This window comes from Candidatus Poribacteria bacterium, assembly GCA_021295755.1.
Taxonomy (GTDB): Bacteria; Poribacteria; WGA-4E; order WGA-4E; family PCPOR2b; genus PCPOR2b.
In genome coordinates this window covers 1-2,493 of record JAGWBT010000237.1, presented here as the reverse complement: position 1 = coordinate 2,493, position 2,493 = coordinate 1, and the positions used below count along the sequence as shown (strand labels likewise).

At 49.9% G+C, this 2,493-nt stretch carries 2 protein-coding genes; both read right to left on the bottom strand.

Annotated elements, in window-relative coordinates:
* Positions 1–314: 314 nt before the first annotated feature.
* Complete coding sequence (locus tag J4G02_22745; GenBank protein ID MCE2397327.1) at positions 315–1,280, bottom strand: aldo/keto reductase; 966 nt, start codon at positions 1,278–1,280, stop codon at positions 315–317.
* Between the two features lie 55 nt (positions 1,281–1,335).
* Positions 1,336–2,163, bottom strand: coding sequence for a phytanoyl-CoA dioxygenase family protein (locus J4G02_22740; protein MCE2397326.1), 828 nt, complete (start codon positions 2,161–2,163; stop codon positions 1,336–1,338).
* Positions 2,164–2,493 lie beyond the last annotated feature (330 nt).

Sequence of the window (2,493 nt, the reverse complement as noted above, 5' to 3'; positions counted from 1 at the left end):
ACCCCAATTCTATATCGGATTTTGATCCACTGCAAGCAAATTCTAATAACCTAAGTTGCTAGTTATTAAAAATCCATCAGAACCTGTAGGTCGAGATTCACATCTCGACACCAAACCGTCGATTTTGGAAAATCGACCTACAGAAATGATACAATTTGTACGGGGATTAGGGGCTGTTGGTTTGAATATGCCGACAACTAGCAACTTGCGTTCTAATAGTAGTAGGCATATTGTTTTGAATCCCGCCTGCGGGGCTCCGTATGCCGTAACCTATACACACTGACCCGTAGAACGGGCATCTTGCCCAACCCATATCAAGCGAGACGCTGCCGTCCCGGCGCATCTAAACCGACATCCACTAACGATCCGAATAGCTCTTCAATTCGTTGCAGATCTGCTGCTGGCAGGGGATCACTCAGAATGGAGTCGATGTTGGACCGCAGATGCGTCGGGCTGCCCGTACCGAAGAGTATCACATCCGTACCGGGTTCATGACGGCAATACCGGTATGCTGCGTCGATAACCGTGCGAGCACCGCCCGAACGAATCAGAAAACCGAGTGCCTGCTCCTTCTCCGCTAGCCAAGCGGGCAATTTACCCTCGTTTATCAGTTGCGTGACCACGTGGTTCAGTCTGCCCGGCTTGCTAAACAACAACCGCACGGCGAACATATTCAATACACCGATCCCTTTTGCCAGTGTATGTTTGAAAATCTTCTCACGTGCCGACTGGTGCATGAGATGGAAAGCGACCATCACCACATCGAAACAATCCTGTTGCACTGCCCGTGCAAGTGTCTCGTGATGGGGGTCTTTGGGCGGAACCTCCGTGATACCGAGAAAGCGGAATTTCCCTTTCTCTCGCTCCCGCAGCAGCGCAGGGACTATTTTTTCCACAGCATAGTCGTAGACCGAAGGTTGTACACCGTGCAGATGAAACACATCGACAAAGGTCAGATCCATCTTCTGCAAAGATGCTTCTAGTTCTCTAACCACCTGTGCCGGACATTTTCGACCTGTGTCATCGGCGAGCGTAGCCTTGGTCGAAATCACAAATTCGTCCCGATTGCGTCCTTTCAACGCCTTTCCAACGATGGCTTCTGTGCGGTAGTTCCGCGCTGTATCAATGAAGTTGACCCCTTGGTCAATGGCTTGTTGGACTAGGGCGATCGATTGAACTTCACTTCTGCCGGTCGCTTGACCCAACCGGCTATACCCGCCGCAGCCAAGTCCAGCCACACTTACTTGCAGTTCTGTCTTACCGAGTGTTGTATATTGCATAGTTTTTTTTAGATGAAATGTTTATCTAATTTTTTAATCCTCAAGTACATAGCGATCACTTCAATCCCAATTCCACCCAAGTGGACACCAGTCGCTGAATACGCTGGTTATCACTCTGGAGGAAAGCGTCTGAAAACACGCGCCTCGGAGGTCCGTGCTGGACTCGCTCCATCAAGTTTAGGACACCTTGATAGTCCTTCTTCAGCAGCGCGATATGTTCTGGAAGCGTCGGTTCAGGTGTAAAATTTAACGCTAAATGCCGTCTGCCGGGTTTACCGCCAAAGGAGGCGTGCCAGAGATTCATGTTCAAGAAAAGGATGTCTCCGGGCTTTGATTCGAGCGGAAAGGCCGGCACCTCGGGTCCAGGGAGGTCAATCTGCGGCGTTGGGCGATCTGGAGGTCCCTCACGGTCTTCCAATCTTTTGAGGTCATCGTGCAACGGCGACCGCTGCGAACCGGGGATCACGCGCAAGCAGCCGGTATCTTTCGTAAGCGGATCCAGATACAATGAAACCTTTATAAAAAAATAGTCTTGGGTGCTGCCGCCATCCGGATGCCATTTCGTATCTCCAAGATAATGGTGTCCCTCAGAGCAGAGCCAGCGGCAACCGTCTCCCAACAACTGACAGACCGTCTCGTAAATTCGATCATCCGCCACAAGTTCTGTCAGTAACGGATGTCTCTCGGCGATCCCATAGATCGACTGTAGCCGATGGTATCTTGACTGCTGCTTCTCGTCTAGGGAAGGCTGCCCCTGCCGGGCTTCCTCAAGCAGGTCGTCGAAAACTCGGCTAATCTCCGTCATCTCGTTGGAAGAGAAAGCTTGTTTCAACGCTAAAAAGCCGAACGTATGGAAGTGGGCAATCTGCTCTGTTGTTATCACAACGATTCTCCTAGGTCAACTGTTAATCCACAAACTTCCGGTATCTTAACCCGAGTTGCCACAAAGTATAGGCATACTCCGTATGCCGTAACCCCTATTTATAGTGGACCTTAGAATTAATGAGACACTCAAAACCGGTGCGGTTAGGATGCCGCACCTACCGGTGGGCGAAAATGTCTATTTATTTTTAGAATTTACTATAGATAATCGGTAGGTGTGCACAGACACACGGTTCTTCGTAGGGGTTGGATCTCCCAACCCTTTGTTCACACGTCAGAAACGATTTCGGGCTTCTGTAGGTTGATTTTCCAAAATCGACAATACCTAGAA